9 protein-coding genes are annotated in these 16,618 nt (G+C 64.5%); 7 read left to right on the top strand and 2 right to left on the bottom strand.

All coding sequences use genetic code 11. The features are described 5' to 3' along the window. Positions 1-41: 41 nt before the first annotated feature. Both ACN9M4_RS13295 and ACN9M4_RS13290 read left to right on the top strand, forming a co-directional pair. Positions 42-4,892 (top strand): NAD-glutamate dehydrogenase, encoded by a 4,851-nt coding sequence (locus ACN9M4_RS13295; RefSeq protein WP_426298608.1) that lies wholly within the window; start codon positions 42-44, stop codon positions 4,890-4,892. Positions 4,893-4,921: 29 nt separating this feature from the next. After that, entirely contained in the window at positions 4,922-6,391 is a 1,470-nt protein-coding gene (locus ACN9M4_RS13290) for a sensor histidine kinase (RefSeq protein ID WP_426298606.1), read from the top strand. A 129-nt stretch (positions 6,392-6,520) separates the two neighbouring features. Here ACN9M4_RS13290 and ACN9M4_RS13285 read toward each other — a convergent pair whose 3' ends face one another. Continuing rightward, positions 6,521-6,769: a WhiB family transcriptional regulator gene (locus ACN9M4_RS13285; protein WP_003804966.1), complete on the bottom strand. Its 249-nt coding sequence runs from the start codon at positions 6,767-6,769 to the stop codon at positions 6,521-6,523. 352 nt (positions 6,770-7,121) lie between these two features. Between ACN9M4_RS13285 and ACN9M4_RS13280 the strand changes: the two genes are divergently transcribed. Next, positions 7,122-7,499, top strand: coding sequence for a hypothetical protein (locus ACN9M4_RS13280; protein WP_426303475.1), 378 nt, complete (start codon positions 7,122-7,124; stop codon positions 7,497-7,499). A 5-nt stretch (positions 7,500-7,504) separates the two neighbouring features. Here the strand turns inward: ACN9M4_RS13280 and ACN9M4_RS13275 are convergent, their stop codons facing one another. Beyond that, positions 7,505-11,575 (bottom strand): FtsK/SpoIIIE domain-containing protein, encoded by a 4,071-nt coding sequence (locus ACN9M4_RS13275; protein WP_426298604.1) that lies wholly within the window; start codon positions 11,573-11,575, stop codon positions 7,505-7,507. Positions 11,576-11,773: 198 nt separating this feature from the next. On the opposite strand from ACN9M4_RS13275, the gene glf reads away from it, so the two are divergent. The 4 genes from glf to ACN9M4_RS13255 all read left to right on the top strand — a co-directional run bounded on the left by glf (position 11,774) and on the right by ACN9M4_RS13255 (position 16,615). Then, a complete protein-coding gene (gene glf / locus ACN9M4_RS13270; RefSeq protein ID WP_426298602.1) occupies positions 11,774-12,961 on the top strand; it encodes a UDP-galactopyranose mutase in 1,188 nt (395 codons plus the stop codon). Between the two features lie 89 nt (positions 12,962-13,050). Beyond that, positions 13,051-15,000, top strand: a complete 1,950-nt coding sequence (locus ACN9M4_RS13265; RefSeq protein WP_426303474.1) for a glycosyltransferase — start codon at positions 13,051-13,053, stop codon at positions 14,998-15,000. Further along, entirely contained in the window at positions 14,997-15,866 is an 870-nt protein-coding gene (locus ACN9M4_RS13260; protein WP_426298600.1) for an ABC transporter permease, read from the top strand. Before ACN9M4_RS13265 ends, ACN9M4_RS13260 begins: the two co-directional genes overlap by 4 nt. Next, on the top strand, positions 15,866-16,615 hold the full coding sequence (locus tag ACN9M4_RS13255) for an ABC transporter ATP-binding protein (protein WP_426298598.1): 750 nt from the start codon (positions 15,866-15,868) through the stop codon (positions 16,613-16,615). Before ACN9M4_RS13260 ends, ACN9M4_RS13255 begins: the two co-directional genes overlap by 1 nt. Positions 16,616-16,618: the final 3 nt, after the last annotated feature.

Raw genomic sequence — 16,618 nt, 5'->3', positions numbered from 1 at the left:
GCAAAGACGCAGCAAAAAAGATGTGATGGAGGCGTGTGTCGATGTCGTCAGGTTCCAGTGTTGAGGATCGTTCCGCAACGGGTGTAGGCCCGGAAGGTTTCCTCGGAGACTACTACGAACATCTGGCGGAGGAGGACGCACGCGGATACTCCGCCGAGCGGCTGCACGCCAGGGCACTTGCCCATCGCGACGTCGCCAAGAAGCGCAACCCGGGCAGCGCCAACATCCAGATCGCCAACGAGGCCGACCGCAGCGTCGTCTACATCGTTACCGATGACATGCCTTTCCTCGTGGACTCCGTGAACGCCGAGCTGGTGCGCCAGAACTGCGCCATCCGGCTGGTCATGCACCCCTTGTTCGTGGTCTCCCGCGATGCGGACGGCGAGCTCGCCGGGGTTGCCCGGGTGCCAGCCACCGTAGGTATCTCCAGCGGTGACACCGCGGCCCTTCCCGATGTTTCCCGTCTCTTCGCCGAGGGCCTGAACGCTTCCCACATGGAGTCCTGGATCGCCGTCGAGGTTGACCGGATTCCGGATTCCGCCCAGCAGGAACTTCTCGACGGAATCCGCCGCGTCCTGCGGGATGTCAGGGTCGCCGTGGAAGACTGGCCGAAGATGCGCAGCAAGGCAATTGAGCTTGCGTCCTCCCTGGACAGGGTGACCCACCCCGAAGACATTGCCGAACTGCGGCAAACCCAGGACCTCCTCCGCTGGTTGGACAACGGAAACTTCACCTTTCTTGGCTACCGCGAATACGACCTGATCACCGAAAACGGCGAGGACGTGCTGGAACTGCGCGACGGGAGCGGCCTGGGCCTCCTCCGCGCCGGGGACCACCCCCACCAGATCCAGCACCTGACCGACGCCGGCCGCCGCAAGGCGCGCGAGAAGCGGGCCCTCGTCATCACTAAGGCGAATTCCCGTTCCACCGTCCACCGCCCGGCCTACCTCGACTACATCGGGGTCAAGAGTTTCGACGCCGCCGGCAACGTGAATGGCGAACGCCGCTTCATCGGCCTCTTCGCGACGAGCGCGTACACGGGCTCCGTCCGCAACATCCCGATCGTGCGGGAGAAGGTCGACGCGGTACTGGCTTCCGCCGGATTCCCGAGGGACTCGCACTCCGGCAAGGACCTCTTGGGCATCCTCGAGACCTACCCAAGGGACGAACTGTTCCAGATCGAGACCGAGGATCTCGCCGAGACCGCCCTTGGCATCCAGCGTCTCCAGGAACGCCGCCGCACTAAACTGTTCCTCCGCCCGGACATCTACGGGCGTTTCATGTCCGCTGTGGTGTACCTCCCGCGAGACCGGTACACCACGAACGTCCGGCTGCGGATCGAGCAGGAACTCCGCGAAACCTTCGCGGCGGAGAGCATCGACTACGAAGCCCGGATCACCGAGTCCGCGCTCGCACGTGTGTTCTTCCGGATCCGCCTGCCGCGTGAAGCCGAACTGGGCGAAGTAGACGCCGCCGCCCTCGAAAAGCGGCTTGTCAGGGCTTCGCGCTCCTGGGGTGAAGGCATCTCCGAGGTCGTCCGGGAGCGCTGGAGCGGCGAGGAAGCCGATCGCCGCTCCGCGGTGTGGGCGGAAGCGTTCCCCGCGAGCTACCGGGTGGACTACGAAGTCGAAGATGCGCTGGAAGACATTGCCCGGTTTGAGGAGTACGGCGCGGCCACGGCCCTCCGTGAAACGCCTGCCCAGGCGATGCCTGGAGTTCATGTCTACCTCCCCAAGGGGGCGGGGGAGGTCCTCGAGGAGGATGCCCGGGTCAAGCTCTACCTGCTCGAACCCAAGAGCCTCAGCCAGATCCTGCCCTATTTCCACAACCTCGGACTCGAAGTCCTCGATGAACGGCCTTTCGAGATCGAAACCGCCGATCAACGCGACTTCTTCCTGTACGATCTCGGCCTCAAGTACCCGTCCGGCGTGGACCCCCTCGCCACCGGGAAGCTTCTTGCGGAGTCCTTTGCTGCCGCAGTCACTGCCGCCGTGGAGTCGGACAGTTTCGACCGACTGGTTCTGCGCGAAGGCATGCCGTGGCGCCAAGTGGTCATGCTCCGTGCCTACGCCAAGTACATGCGCCAGATGGGCAACACGAACTCCTTCGAGTTCATCGCCGACACGCTGCTTTCGAATCCCGAAGTCGCCCGCGGACTGCTGGAACTCTTCGCTGCCCGCTTCGACCCCGCCGTTGAGGAAAATACCCGCCAGGTTCGCCAGGAAAGTGCACGCGCGCGCCTGGCCGAGGCCATCGACCAGGTGGCGACGCTCGACGCCGACCGCGTTCTGCGCACGTTCGTGAACCTGATTGAATCCACGCTCCGGACCAACTTCTTCCAGGGGAAGGCGCACCTGAGCTTCAAGCTTGATCCGACGCAGATCGACGGACTGCCGTTCCCGCGCCCGATGTTCGAAATCTGGGTGTACTCGCCGCGCGTCGAAGGCGTACACCTGCGCTTCGGCAAGGTCGCCCGCGGTGGCCTGCGCTGGTCCGACCGACGGGAAGACTTCCGCACCGAAATCCTTGGACTCGTCAAGGCCCAGACGGTCAAGAACGCCGTGATCGTTCCGACCGGCGCCAAGGGTGGCTTCTACGCCAAGCAACTGCCGGACCCGGCCGTCGACCGTGCCGCCTGGATGGCAGAAGGCGTCGAATGCTACAAGACCTTCATCCGGGGACTGCTCGACATTACCGACAACCTGGTCACTGACGCCGGCGGCGAGACGATCGTGCCGCCGTCGAACGTTGTCCGTCAGGATGCCGACGATTCCTACCTGGTGGTCGCCGCCGACAAGGGAACGGCGACGTTCTCCGACATCGCCAACGGCCTTGCCATGGAGTACGGATTCTGGCTCGGTGACGCCTTCGCCTCGGGCGGGTCCGTCGGTTACGACCACAAGGCAATGGGCATCACCGCCCGCGGTGCGTGGGAATCCGTCAAGCGCCACTTCAGCGAGCTGGACCTGGACACCCAGAACGAAGAGTTCACGGTGGTTGGCGTCGGCGACATGTCAGGGGACGTCTTTGGCAACGGAATGCTGCTCTCCCGGCACATCCGCCTGCTTGCGGCCTTCGACCACCGGCACATTTTCCTGGATCCGACACCGGATGCTGCGTCTTCCTTCGCTGAACGCCAGCGGCTTTTCGAACTCCCGCGCTCGTCCTGGGATGACTACGACCGCTCCCTGATCAGCGAAGGCGGCGGAGTCTTCCCGCGCCAGGCCAAGTCGATTCCGGTAACGGAGCAGGTGCGTGTGGCGCTGGGCCTGCCGGAAGGTACCGTCCAGCTGAGCCCGCCGGAGCTTCTCCGCGCGATCCTGCTCGCTCCCGCTGACCTGCTTTACAACGGCGGAATCGGAACCTACGTCAAGGCAAGCAGCGAATCCAACGCGCAGGTCGGCGACAAGGCTAACGACGCCATCCGCGTTGACGGACGTGAGCTCCGCGTCAAGGTTGTCGGTGAGGGCGGTAACCTCGGCCTGACCCAGCGCGGACGCATCGAGGCCGCGCTCCAGGGCATCATCCTGAACACGGATGCGATCGACAACTCCGCGGGCGTGGACTGCTCGGACCACGAAGTGAACATCAAGATCTTCGTGGACCGCATGGTCAAGGCCGGCAAGCTTGACGCCGCCGAGCGCGCTGACTTCCTTGCTGACATGACGGAGGAAGTCGGCCGGCTCGTCCTGGAAGACAACATCGACCAGAACATCCTGCTGCTCAACGACCGTACCCGCGTGGCCGACTGGAGCCCGAGCTACGAGCGCCTGATGGACTGGCTGGAACAGCACGCAGACCTCAAGCGGGACCTGGAGGCACTTCCGACCACCGCAAGCCTGCGCGAACGCCTCGAACAGGGCCAGGGCCTGACCTCCCCGGAACTGTCCGTGTTGGCGGCCTACGCCAAGATTGAGCTGGCGGCAGCGCTTGGGCGTTCCGACCTGGCCGACGACCCCTGGTTCCAGCGGACCATCCGTGAATACTTCCCGCAGCAGCTGCGGGAACGCTTTGACGCCGAACTGGACTCGCATCCGCTGCGCCGCGAAATCATCGCAACCGTGGTGGCCAACGACATGATCAACCTCGGCGGCATCACCTTCGCATTCCGGACCATGGAAGAGACCTCCGCCAACGAGGTGGCGGTTGCCAAAGCCTTTGTCGCCCTGCGCGAAATCTACGATCTGGATTCGATGGTGGCAGAGCTCAATGCACTGCCTGCTTCCTTCCCGACCGAGCACTGGAGCGCTGTCCACCTGGACATCCGGCGCCTGCTCGACCGGGCCGTGCGCTGGCTCCTGACCCAGGGCCTGGCCGGCAAGCCGATTGCCGATATCGTCGCGTCCTTCAAGCCGATGCTGGACCCGATGCGCTCCAGGGTGCTCGAGTACCTGCGCGGAGACGACAAGGAACGCGTCCGCGGCTGGCTCGAGCGCGGCCGCCAATGGAAGCTGCCTGAAGACCTGGCCCGCCGGTGGTCCGAGCTTTTCGAGAGCTTCGTCCTTTTGGACATCGCCCGGATCGCGGAGAGCCGTTCAAGCCGGGTGGAAGACGTCAGCAACGTCTACTACACGGTGTTCAACCGCTTCCACGTGGATTCCTTGCTTGAGCGCATCAGTGCCCTGCCGCGGGACGACCGCTGGCAGGCGCTGGCCCGCGCTGCGCTGCGGGACGACCTGTACTCGACAGTTGCGGACATCACGACGTCGGTGCTCGAGTCGAGCGAAAACGGTGCCGAGGCTGAAGATCGCCTGAAGGCGTGGGAACTGCTTAATGCCGATCAACTGGGCCGTGCGAAGAGCATGTTCGACGAGGTCAACGCCCTCGAAGCCGACGACATGGCGTCTCTGTCGGTAGCATTGAGGCTCTTGAGGTCAATCGTCCGGCGCTAGGGAAACCCGGCGCCGCATATGGAGGTGCAGTGGCAATCTTTACAGACCCCATCAGGGAGCATGCTGATTTCGGGCCTGGAGATGCCGAATGGCTGCACCTCCTGGTCGGCGACTGGCAGATGGTCGCCGACCTGGCGTTTGCGGACCTTGCGCTGTGGTTTCCGCACCCCGAGTTCGGATACATTGCCTTGGCCCACGTCCGGCCATCGACCAGCCACACGGTCTTCCACGCCGACTTCGTGGGGGAGGGGATCCGCTCCGATCTCCAGCCCCTGGTCGACAAGGCCTGGAACAGCCGCTCGATCGAGCGCTCCAGCGAAACCAGCTGGAGCAGCGAGATGGCGCTGCGTGTGGAAGCCGTGCCAATGGTGCGCAACGGCAGGACCCTTGCCGTTGTCACATCCCACATGGATCTCTCCAGTTCACGGATGCCCTCGCGCCTGGAGCTGACGTACCGCCAGTGTGCCTACGACCTGCTTCGGATGGGGACCCTCGGGCTCTGGCCGGACTTTGCTTCCCCGACAGGTTCCCGCCGGGGAGCGCCACGCGTGGGCGACGGGCTAATCAGGCTCGATGCCGACGGCATCGTCCAGTACGCGAGCCCCAACGGTGTCTCAGCTTTCCGCCGTCTTGGCGAAGTGGAGACACTCGAGGGGCGTTCGCTCGCCGAGGTCACTGCTGGCCTGCTCAAGGACCGGCGGATGGTCGACGAGACCCTTCCGCTCGTGGTCACCGGGCGGATGCCCTGGCGCAGCGAGATCGAGTCGCGCGGCGTGAGCCTGTCCCTCAGGGCGATTCCGCTCCGTGACGAGCACCAGCGCTTCGGCGCGCTGGTGCTCTGCCGGGATGTCTCCGAGCTCCGCCGCCGCGAACTCGAATTGGTGACCAAGGATGCCACCATCCGGGAGATCCACCACCGGGTGAAGAACAACCTGCAGACCGTGGCTGCCCTGCTTCGCATGCAGTCGCGCCGGATGGTCAGCGATGAAGCCAAGCAAGGCCTCGAGCAGGCGATGCGACGGGTAGCCACCATCGCGCTCGTCCACGAAACCCTGTCCCAGGGACTCACCCAGAGCGTTGACTTTGACGAGCTGATCGGGCGCCAGTTCCGCTTGTCGGCGGAGGTGGCATCGCCGTCGCAATATGTCAGGACCGAACGTTCCGGACTGTTCGGTGAACTGCCAAGCGATTTCGCTACACCGCTGGCCCTGGTGATCAACGAGCTCGTTACCAATGCCGTGGAGCACGGGCTGGAAGGCCGCGCCGGCACCGTCTGGCTGATTGCCGACCGGTCCACGGGGACCCAGGGCGACGAAATGCTGACAGTGACGATTTCGGACGATGGCGTGGGTCTCCCCGAAGGGTCGTATTCCGAAGGCCTCGGGCTGCAGATTGTCCGCACGCTTGTCACCAGCGAGCTGGGCGGCAGCATCCAATGGTTCCCGCGCGACGGCGGCGGTACCTCCGTTGAGATCGTCCTGAGCCTGCGTCCGAACTGAAGACCATGAAATGCCGCAGGGCGGCCCGGACCATTGGTCCGGGCCGCCCTGCGGCATTTCGTTTGTTAGTACCCTTGCCTGCCGACCTGTCGTGGTGCCCCGGACGCCCCGACGAGGAGGCGCCTTTGCCTAGGAGGCGCGGCGGGCGCGGGCAGCGCGGCGCTTGAGGGCGCGCCGTTCATCTTCGCTCATGCCGCCCCAGACGCCGGCGTCCTGGCCGGACTCGAGGGCCCATTGCAGGCAGGTATCCACGACTGGACAGCGGCGGCAGACGCTCTTTGCTTCTTCGATCTGGAGAAGGGCCGGTCCAGTGTTTCCCACGGGGAAGAAAAGCTCGGGGTCCTTGTCGAGGCAGGCTGCGCGGTTACGCCAATCCATGCTGATCAGTCACTCCATTCGTCAGAACTAGTCGAGCCTTTGTGAAAATATTCACGAGAGGCTTCATAGGAAAAGGGGACCCAATGGGCCCCCTTGGTCGTCTGAATCAAGCGTGTCATGTTAACGCCGTGTAAACAAGGGGTTCGAGCCTTTGAAATGCCTCTTAAACGTGAGCGATGCATCACATCGGCTGCCGGTCCTGCCACCGGTCTTTGACTATGTCCGGTAGGGTGCCAGTGTGTCAATACCCCCTGAGAACCCCGCCAACGAGCCATTCCACAAGAACGCTGACGCGCCTCGACAGGATGGTTCCCCAGGAGGCGGAGGCACAGGTCCCCGGCCTGTTGGGGTCATTGTCATTTCACTTGTGGTGCTCCTCGAGGCCTTGGCCCTTCTCGCCGCGGCAGGTCTCTACACGTTCCAGCTTGTCACCGGGGCACCTGTAGCGTCCTTCTGGGGAGCGGTTTTTACCCTGGGCCTTCTCCTTGTCTTTTCGGCATGGCTATTCGCGGTGGGGCACTTCCTGTTCCGCGGCTACCGCTGGACCCGGGCGGCCGCCCTTGTGGCCCAACTGTTCGTTCTGACCATTGGGATTCCGACTATGACCGGCGGATTGCCGCTTGCCGGTCTCGCCATGATCGTCCCCGCCTTGGCCGCGATCGTTTTCCTGTTCGAAAAGAAAGTCCTCGCCTTCGCATCCCGGACCGGGGGTTCCTCGGGCGCCCTGTGACTGGTTCAGGCCGCAACACCAGGGGGGCCCGTGAAAGGGATCTGGAAGGTCCGTGAGTCGCCGTCCTGAACAAGCACCGCCCGGCCGGGAACTTTCGGACCCGCTTCTATCCGGATCCCGAAGAGGCCGCCGTCCGATGGATGCCGGGGCGAGAGCAGGATTCCTCGTCCTTCGTCCAACGCTTGGGCGGCCAGAGGGACGCGTTGGAAGAGGGCCTGGCTGAAGGCAGCAGTTGCGATCACGCGGATCCCCAGCGACGGCAGCGCCGCCGCAAGTCCGGCTGCTTGGCTTCCCAGCCGGTCGGCGTCGTCGATAAGGACGATGCCCCGGGGATCGATGGAACCGGCCCTGGCCTGTGCGTGGAGCTCTGTGCAGAATGCTCCGGGATCGGATCCTGGTGCGGCGCGCAGCCAGTGGATTCCAGGATTCAGGGCCGGCAGTACGTCCAACAGGCCCGACTTGCCGCTGCCAGGGTGTCCCAGGGCCAGCGTGGCTCCGCCCGGTGGGAGCCTCAGTCGTACAGGATCGAGTTCGTCTCCTCCCAAGCCCAACAGGATGGCGGGGGAGGGCCCGCCATCGGGCGCCGCCGAAGCATCGTTCCGGGATTGCGCGATGACGTCGGCAAGGCCAAGCCTCCGGGGCAGGTGGCGTACCCGGAACACAGGTCGCACGGGTTCAGGCACCGCTCCGTACGGCCAGGATCGTCCCTCGGGCGGTTCGGCGAACTGCGCCTCTGCGAGCCCTTCACCGAGGATCGGTCCGCAGACCATCGCGCGGGCCGGGAATGGCTCGAGGGGGTTGAAGCGCGGCCAACCCACGCGACCCTCTTCGGTGCTTCCGCGCGGGAAGTATGCGCGGTTGGGGAGCGAGCCGTAGAGCCGGGACGTCGTCAGTTCCCTGTCGCCCGTCACCAGGAGATGAACGCCTGCCTTGGCTCCGTCCCTACTGATGCCGTGGAAGAGGTCCTCCGCCCAGGCGAGCGGGCCGGCGCGGAAAAGGGCGAGCCAGGATCCCCAGCCGGTGACTACGAGCAGCAGCGGGATATGCCCTGCGCCCCCGTTGCTTTGCCGCGTCGCTACCTCCGCGGCGATACGTTCGGCAACCCGGACAGCTCTCCCCGGCTCCTGGACCGTCACCACCGCCCCGACCCGGGACGGCAGGGGCTCTGCTGGAAAAGAGGCGTCGCCATCGAGGACGTAACAGTGGATTTCACCGTCAGCCGACACCAGCTGCGCGGCAATCGAGAGGCAGGCGCTTTCGACGCCGCTGCCGGGCGGACCCAGAAGCGTCAGATGACCGTGCTGCCCAGGATGCCAGAACAACGGAGCGGTGCATTGCTTGTCCGGCAGATCAACCACTCCCAGGAATCCGGCCGGAGAGAAGACCGTTGCATGGCGGCCGGCGGAGGGCGAGCCGCTTGCTCCGTCCAGCCGGACGGATTCAGGCAGTTCCCAGGCAACCGGCCTGCGCGGCTGTGCTTTCTCCAGCCCGGACCAGGCGGTGCGGATCGAGTCAACGACCAGACGGCCGGCTTCCCCGGGATCAGGGTCTCTGCCGGCGACGCCGGGCAGGGAGAGCTTCGGGCCGGTCAGGCAAGTCCTGAGAGCATGGAGCGCCTCATGAGCTACGACGTTCCGGGGCGCACCTTTTTCGGTCGGACCCGACAGCGAAGCGGCCTGGAACGGCTCGCAATCTTCTGTCCCCCTGCTTAGGTACGCACGGCCAGGCAGCGACAGAGGGATGCGTGCTGCATGCGGGGAGTTGATGACGTCCCGGGACTCCATTTCGGATTGGACCCGAAGTGCGATGCTGGTGGTGACGTTGGCGCGGATGTCGGAGCTTATGGCGCCCTGCGGCCGCTGCGTCGCCATGATCAGGTGGATTCCGAGGGACCTGCCGACCGTGGCCACCCTCATGAGTTCGGCAAGGGCCGACGGCGAGTCCTCAATGAGCATTCGGAACTCGTCGACCACGATAACCAGCCGTGGCAGCGGCCGGCGACTGGAACGACGGCCGGGGGTGGTTTCCTGGTGGGCCTTCAGACGGTAGGACCCGAGGTCCTCGACGCCGGCCTCGGCCAGAAGCTGTTCACGCTGCCGCACCTCAGCGCGCAGGGAGGCCAATGCCCGGTCCACGCCGCGACGCTTGAGGTCTGTGAGGAGGCCTACACAATGCGGAAGCGTTGCCAGCGGTCCCAGCCCGGACCCACCCTTGAAGTCCAGGAACAGGAAGTTGACCCGTTCGGGACTATGCGTGAGCGAAAGCGCCGTGACAATGGTGCGAAGAAGTTCGGACTTTCCGGCGCCAGTGGTTCCGGCGATCAGCAGGTGCGGGCCGTCCTCTACCAAGTCGAGAGTCCTGGGTTCGGTTTCCCCGCGGCCGATGACTGCCGGGAGCCCTGGACACTTCGTCGATTCCTCCCAGCGGTTCCTGATCGAGGGCGCGTCCACGGGAATGAGGTCGCCGAGGTTGCAGTTCGCTGGCAAGCTGGCGGTGTCCCTGGCTTGCGGAGCCTCCTTCCCGGGGAGCCTGCAGAAGGAATCGAAGACTTCGGGGACCACGAGGTCGGCTTCGAAGGACAGACTGCCCCTCCCATCGCATAGCATCCCGCAGCCTTGAGCCAAGTCGATGACGGCCTGGTGGTCCGGACCTTCGCTCCGACGAAACACCGTCCACCCGGCGGCGCCGGCGGCGTGAAGCAGCGGGTCCGCTTTCCCCTGCGGGTCCGGCAGGAAAAGAAATCCTGCTTCCTTGTACCCGGAAAGTGCTTCAAGCGCGGAATCGGGATCGGCGCACAGGATGGTCCGTGGCAGGAACCGGGCACTCAGCGGGAGCAGTTCCGCCCGGCCGCAGATGATGACCGGAGAAGAAGATGCGCACGGAAACACAGCAAGTTGCATCAGCAGGAAGTTGAACAGACCGGCGATCCTGGCCGCGGGGCCGGCGACAGGTATGTCGCGGAGCCGGGGATCCAAGGTGACCGGGGAGCTGCGCAGGACCGGGACCTTGAAGAGCGGATCAGGCGGATCGAGAACAATTCGCGCTTGTTGCTGCCCGGTGCCGATGCGCAGCGCGACCCCGCCGGTACTTCCCGTTTCGGCCTGTTTTCCCGCATGCTTGGGGTCCGCCGGGATGGAGTCCGGGCCGCGGAGCCGGGGCGGGTCCTGCCCTGACGGCCCGGGCGTTGCGGGCAAGACCGCGAGGACGATATCTGCTGCCGACGGTGCAGCCCGTTCCCTTCGTTCCCTGTCGTTGCATTCGGCAGTACGCAATGCAGAGTTGAAGGCCCGGCGCTCCTTGCGACCGGCCGCCAACGGGACCAGTACCGCTATCGCCGATATACCCGTGAACGCAAGGAACATCCAGGTCCCAGTGGTGATGGCCAGCGCCACGCCCAGGAGAAGCGGCAAACCCGCCATGAGAAGCAGGTTGAGGCGGCCCGACGCTTCGGGGCGGCGCGGAACCCGGAGAGGATCATCGGTCCCGATTCCGGCGGCAACAAGCGTGGAGGCGTGGGGGCTGCCGTCAAAGACAACGGTCATCAGCGACTTGCCGCATTGGATGAGCGAATCGGTGGAAACAACGGCAGCGCGGATCCTGCGGCCGTTCACGCTTGTTCCGTTTGAGCTGCCGTTGTCGCGTAATGAAACCGAGGTATCCGAAACCGTGAGCATGGCATGGATCCGGGAGAGGTCCGGATCAGGGATCGATACGTCGCAATTCCCCCGGCCAATTGAATAGCTGCCGCGTTCCAGCGGCACAACGAGGCCGGCACCCGGGCCGGTGTGTACCAGAAGGTGCAGCGCCGCCCGGCCGCGGGACGGCGGGGTCGGGTAAGCTCCATCCGCCTCCGCCCCATCCACCAGGACGGCGCCCGGCACCAGAGGCGGCCGGCCGACCGTCAGGGAAGAAAGCGGCCGCCCGCTGACTGTCAGCCCACCGGCGCGGAAGCGTCCGGCGACGGCGGCCTGGACCGCCGAGCCCGGGCCACCGTCGTCGATCTCCACCGTCAGCTCGACAGGTTCCTGCCGTAACGGAGAGCGCGGGCCGCGGACCAGAGTGCAATGGAATGGCATGTGACGGTTTCCTTCCCCCGGTGGTGCGCCCCGTTTCCCAAGGTATGTCTGCCTATGGCGTGCTTCGAGGGAGGAATGCGTCGATGTGGACAACTGCGGAGACAGGGGCGCAGGAATGCGGAACGAGCATCTCGGGTAGGCTTGGGATGCAGCCCAATGCACCCTATTGGGCTGCCCGCATTCGAACCAGGAGAATTTGTGACTGCTGATCTCGTCATCGTCGGGTCGGGCTTCTTTGGCCTGACAATCGCAGAACAGGCCGCCACTGAGCTGGGCTTGAAGGTCGTGGTCCTTGACCGCCGGCACCACATCGGCGGCAATGCCTATAGCGAAACTGAAGAGCAGACCGGGATCGAGGTGCACCGTTACGGTGCCCACCTGTTCCACACCTCGAACGAACGGGTCTGGGAGTACGTCAACCGGTTTACGACCTTCACCAACTACGTTCACAAGGTCTACGGCGTGCACAAGGGCGAGGTCTTCTCCCTGCCGATCAACCTGGCCACGATCAACCAATTCTTCCGCGCGAACCTGACGCCGCGCCAAGCCCAGGCGCTGATCCAGGAGCAGGCCGGGGAACTTGCAGGCACGGATCCCCAGAACCTTAACGACAAGGGCATCCAGCTGATCGGCCGCCCCCTGTACGAGGCCTTCATCAAGCACTACACGGGCAAGCAGTGGCAGACCGACCCCAAGGACCTGCCGGCGGGCATCATCTCCCGCCTCCCGGTGCGCTACAACTACGACAACCGCTACTTCAACGACAAGTACGAGGGCCTGCCGACCAACGGCTACACCGCCTGGATCGAGAAGATGGCAGAACACCCCAACATCGAGGTGCGCCTGAACACGGACTTCTTCGACGACTCGCACGAATACTCGAAGTCCAAGGTGGTCGGAAAGATCCCGGTTGTGTACACGGGCCCCGTGGACCGTTATTTCGAGTACGTCGAAGGCGACCTCTCCTGGCGCACCATCGACTTCGAAGAAGAGGTGCTGGACGAAGGCGATTTCCAGGGCACCTCCGTGGTGAACTACAACGACGCCGACGTCGCGTATACGCGCATCATCGAGCCGCGCCATTTCCACCCCGAGCGCGACTACCAGACGGAGAAGACCGTCATCATGCGTGAGTTCTCCCGATTCGCCGAGAAGGGCGACGAACCCTACTACCCGATCAACACCCCCGAGGACCGCGAGAAGCTGCTCAAGTACCGCGACCTCGCCGCCGCGGAGAAGGATGTGTTGTTCGGCGGCCGGCTCGGCACCTACAAGTACCTCGACATGCACATGGCCATCGGTTCGGCGCTGTCCATGTTCGACAACAAGATCCGGCCCCACTTCGAGAGCGGCGCGGATATCGAAAGCGGAGGAGTGGACGCGTGAGCGCGGAAACCCATCGCGGGCAGCCCGGCGTCGAGGGCGGCCCGGAGTGGGTCACCCTCCAGAGGGTCATCTTCCCGGAACATTCGGAGATGGACACTGCACCGCTCTACGTTGACATGGGGACCGCAGCCGGTACTCCGGCCCCGACCGAGCAGGAAGCCAGGAAGCAGGGCCGCCGCCCCGTGCGCCTGAGCTCGCAGGCCAGGGAAGCCCACGCGGAAGATTTCATCGGCCGCTGCGCAACCCGGGTGCGCCCCGGCGAGCGGGTCTCCTTCGGTAGCTACTTCAACGCATTCGCCGCCGGATACTGGCGCAAGTGGACCACGCTCAGCCGTGTCAGACTCAGCGTCAGCACCCGAGGGGAAGGCACGATCGTCGTCTTCCGCTCCAACGCGAAAGGTGCCCTTCTGCAGCAGAAGAGCATTCCGGTGACGGGGGAGCAGACTTCCGTTGTGGAACTGGACCTGCTTCCGTTCGGCGACGGCGGCTGGTACTGGTTCGACCTTGTCGCCGGCCGCGGTGAACTGTTCATGGATTCCGCCGAGTGGCAGGCACCGGGACCGGCGCCTGCCGCCGCATCGGTGACCCTGGAGATCACCACCCTCAACAAGACGTCCTTCTGCCTGAACAACCTCCGGCTGCTGGCGGCACACCCGGAGTGCCTGGACCATGTGGGCGAGGTCCTGATCGTGGACCAGGGCACCGACAAGGTCTCGGCAGCCGCGGGCTTCGAGGACGTGGCCAAGGACCTGGGCGGGAAACTGCGGGTCATCGAGCAGTCCAACCTGGGCGGTTCGGGCGGCTTCTCGCGCGGCATGTTCGAGGCCTGCGGCAACGGCAGCGACTATGTCCTGCTCATGGACGATGACATCGTGATCGAACCCGAGAGCATCACCCGCCTCCTGACTTTCGCCCGGTACTGCCGGAAGCCCACGATCGTCGGCGGCCACATGTTCGACCTGCACCACCGGACTGCCCTGCACACCCTGGGCGAGATTGTGAACCCGCAGCGGATCCAGCCGGATCAGCCGTACGCGGAGATGGAGCTCGGGCACGACTTCCTGATTTCCAATCTGCGGCAGACCCCTTGGATGCACCGCCGCGTCGACGTCGACTACAACGGCTGGTGGATGTGCCTGATCCCCACGTCGATCATCCGGGAGATCGGGCTTTCCATGCCTGTCTTCATCAAGTGGGACGACGTGGAGTTCGGGCTGCGCGCCAAAGCGCACGGGTACCAGACCGTCAGCCTGCCGGGCGCAGCCGTCTGGCACATCTCCTGGGGCGACAAGGACGATCTGGTCGGCTGGCAGGCCTACTTCCATAACCGGAACCGGCTCATGGTCGCCTTGATGTACAGCCCCTTCGCCAAGGGAGGCCGTGCGTTGCTGGGCGCCCTTTTCGCCGACCTCAAGCACACGCTTTCGATGCAGTACGCGACTGCGAAGGGCCGGGTGTGGGCGATGGACGACCTGCTCAAGGGTCCCGATGGGCTGCACGGAATGCTGGATACCACCTTGCCGCGGATCCGGAGCATGCTGGCCGAGCATAGCGACACCGTGTACCTCAGCGACCCGGATGACTTCCCGACGGCCCAAAAGGAAAAGACCCTGGGCGGAAGTGCGGCCGTGGCAGCGCGCCCGTCGCTGAAGACCCTCCTTCCGTGGGGCGTGAAGACCCTGCGCAGGCAACTCTTCACCGACGTTACCGCCGAGGATACCGCCCGGCCGCAGGCCCGGATTTCCCACCAGGACAACAAGTGGTGGACGGTGTCCCAGTTCGATTCTGCGATCGTCACCAACGCAGAAGGAACCGGTGCCTCCTGGTACGTCCGGGATCCGCAGTTGGCCAAGTCCCTGCTGACCTCCGCGGCGGCGTCGATGTTCCAGTTGGTCCGCCGCTGGGATGGACTCTCCGCGGAGTACAAGGCGAAAATGCCGGCCCTTTCCTCCATGGAGTCCTGGTCGAAGACCTTCGCCGAGCACACGATCACAGACAGCCGTGACCGGAACGCCCAGGCGCTGGGGGAGCGAGGATGACCTCCCTCCTGGACACGCCCTTGGTCCGGCCCGGGATCGGGCAGGGGCTCAAGGATGTCTTCCGGCGCAGGTACCTGCTCAAGCTCCTGGTCCGGAAGGAAATCAAACTCCGCTACCGGGGGTCCGTGCTGGGCGTCATCTGGTCCTATGTCAAGCCGGCCATCCAGTTCGTGGTGTTCTACATCGCAATGGGCGTGTTCCTGGGCCTGAACAAGAACGTCGGCAACTACGCCGTGTATCTCTTCTCGGGCATCGTGCTGATCAACTTCTTCACCGAAGCACTCAACAACGCGGCGAAGTCGATTGTGTACAACAGCGGCTTGATCAAGAAGATCTTCCTGCCGCGGGAACTCTTCCCGGTGGCTTCGGTCTTCGTGTCGGCGGCCCACTTCTTCCCCCAGCTCGTGGTCCTGCTCATCGGCTGTCTCCTGACCGGCTGGCAGCCCACCCCGCTCGGAATCTTCGCCGGCTTTGCGGGATTCCTGGTGCTCGCCATGCTGTCGGTAGGGCTGGGTCTCTTCTTCAGTTCGGTCAATGTCTACTTCAGGGATTCCGAGAACTTCGTCGAGATGATGCTGATGGTCGCCACCTGGGTTTCACCGGTCATGTACCAGTGGGGCATGGTGCACGAGCGCCTGGGCGACTTCTGGTTCGGGGTCTACCAGTCAAATCCGGTGACGGTCGGCGTCGAGCTCTTCCACTACGCCTTCTGGTCCTCGACGGCGGGGGGTGATGCGGCGCTTGCCGCCCCGCCCCAGCTCTTCGAGCTTTGGCTCCCGGTTGCCCTTGTCGTTTCGGCTGCGGTGCTTGCCCTCGGCCAATTCACCTTCCGCAAGCTCGAAGTCAAGTTCGCGCAGGAGCTGTAGTGTCCGAAGCATCCCCCATAACCGTAGAGATCAAGGGCATCAGCAAGCAGTTCGTGCTGCGCCACACCCGGTCCATCAAGGAAGCCCTCATCTGGTTCCTCAAAGGACGCAAGGGAGACCTTTCGGCCAAGTTCCATGCCCTTCGGGATGTGAGCCTGGACATCCGCCAGGGCGAGACGGTTGCCCTGCTGGGCTTCAACGGCTCGGGCAAGTCGACCCTCCTCAAGCACATCTCCGGCGTCATGACGCCGGACGAGGGGACTGTGCGCACCCGCGGACGCGTCGCCGGCCTGATCGAGGTGGGTGCAGGCTTCCACCCCGACCTGTCCGGACGCGACAACGTGTACCTCAACGCGGCGATCCTGGGCATGTCCGAAACCCAGATCAAGGAACGTTTCGATTCGATTGTCGAGTTCGCCGAGATCGGTGAGTTCATTGACACCGAAGTGCGCTTCTATTCGTCCGGCATGTACCTGCGTCTGGCCTTCTCGGTGGCGGTTCATTCCGACCCCGAAGTCTTCCTCGTGGACGAGATCCTCGCCGTCGGTGACGAGCCCTTCCAGAAGAAGTGCCTGGACAAGATCCAGGAACTCGTGGACGCCGGCCAGACCCTCGTCGTCGTGAGCCACGACCTCGATCTCGTGCAACGGGTGTGTTCGCGGGGCATCCTGCTGGAACACGGCCGCGTGCTCAAGGACGGCCCAAGCCACGAGGTCGTCGAGTTCCTGCGTTCCCGCACCAAGGCATGAAGT

It is taken from the genome of Arthrobacter sp. R-11, from assembly GCF_049913155.1.
Classification (GTDB): Bacteria; Actinomycetota; Actinomycetes; order Actinomycetales; family Micrococcaceae; genus Arthrobacter.
This window is presented reverse-complemented; position numbering and strand designations above follow the sequence as displayed.

What these genes read in the sequence shown, in the direction of transcription:
- ACN9M4_RS13295 (WP_426298608.1), top strand. Translation starts at nt 42, where the DNA reads ATGTCGTCAGGTTCCAGTGTTGAGGATCGTTCCGCAACGGGTGTAGGC.
- ACN9M4_RS13285 (WP_003804966.1), bottom strand. Translation starts at nt 6,769, where the DNA reads ATGGATTGGCGTAACCGCGCAGCCTGCCTCGACAAGGACCCCGAGCTT.
- ACN9M4_RS13275 (WP_426298604.1), bottom strand. Translation starts at nt 11,575, where the DNA reads ATGCCATTCCATTGCACTCTGGTCCGCGGCCCGCGCTCTCCGTTACGG.
- ACN9M4_RS13265 (WP_426303474.1), top strand. Translation starts at nt 13,051, where the DNA reads ATGGACACTGCACCGCTCTACGTTGACATGGGGACCGCAGCCGGTACT.
- ACN9M4_RS13260 (WP_426298600.1), top strand. Translation starts at nt 14,997, where the DNA reads ATGACCTCCCTCCTGGACACGCCCTTGGTCCGGCCCGGGATCGGGCAG.